Raw genomic sequence first — 943 nt, 5'->3', positions numbered from 1 at the left:
AACGTTTCATCATACTGTTTTTTCATCTGAAACACCTCTTATATAGAATAATTTATCTCTATACTGTGTTCCAGTTTTACTGTACCACCTCAAACCGCTGTATCAAGAACAGACACCAAAGCCGGATTGCTACTACCAAAATTCGCTACATAAACCAATTGATTTGACGGATCCACTCTAACAGCTTGTGGCCTCATACTTATTCCAATAGTAATTGTACCAATGACCAATCCACCGCTTGCACCTGTTGTGTCAATTACAGATACCGTTCCCCCATTACCTGTCGTACCCCCGTTTGCAACATAAAGCCGATTTGTCAATGGATTAAAGTCCATTTTTACAGGCTGGTTCCCGACAGCAATTGTTTGTAAAAACGTGCTAGGATTTGTTGATACATCATACGCATAAACCCAATTATTATTTAGACTCCCAATATACAACAAATTATTGTTTGCTAAAGATAAACCACGTATATTAGGATTAGGAACACCACTAGGAGGAACAATTGTTTCAATAATTTTGTTTGTGTTCGCATCAATTACAGAAACACTACCTGACGTACCACTATTTCCAATATAAATTAAATTATTAGCAATATCTATATCTCCCGACCAGGGTACTGCATCTATTCCCAAATCAATTGTAGCTACGATATAATTCGTCCTACCATCAATAGCAACCACACTATTTCCACTGCCACTTGCAACATAAATCATTGGTACAGGATTTGCTCCAGTAGGTCCTGTACCTCCAGTAGGTCCCGTATCTCCGGTAGGTCCTGTACCTCCGGTAGGTCCTGTACCTCCGGTAGGTCCTGTACCTCCAGTAGGTCCTGTGTCACCGGTAGGTCCTGTATCTCCAGTAGGCCCTGTATCTCCAGTAGGTCCTGTTGCCCCAATTTGTTGCCATGGATTCCATGTGCCATTTGTCTGGCTTCGTACAT

Annotated in this window: 1 protein-coding gene; it reads right to left on the bottom strand. The window is 41.3% G+C overall.

Annotation, left to right across the window (positions count from 1 at the left end; genetic code table 11):
* Positions 1-89: 89 nt before the first annotated feature.
* On the bottom strand, positions 90-943 hold an 854-nt coding region (locus F3I02_RS10660; RefSeq protein WP_196477951.1), incomplete at its 5' end, for a YncE family protein.

Origin of the sequence: Bacillus sp. SRB3LM, assembly GCF_015712745.1 — a bacterium.
In the GTDB taxonomy this organism is placed as follows: Bacteria; Bacillota; Bacilli; order Bacillales; family Bacillaceae_G; genus Bacillus_A; species Bacillus_A thuringiensis_K.
Note: the sequence above shows the minus strand (reverse complement) of the source record. Positions and strands in the feature narration are given on the sequence as shown.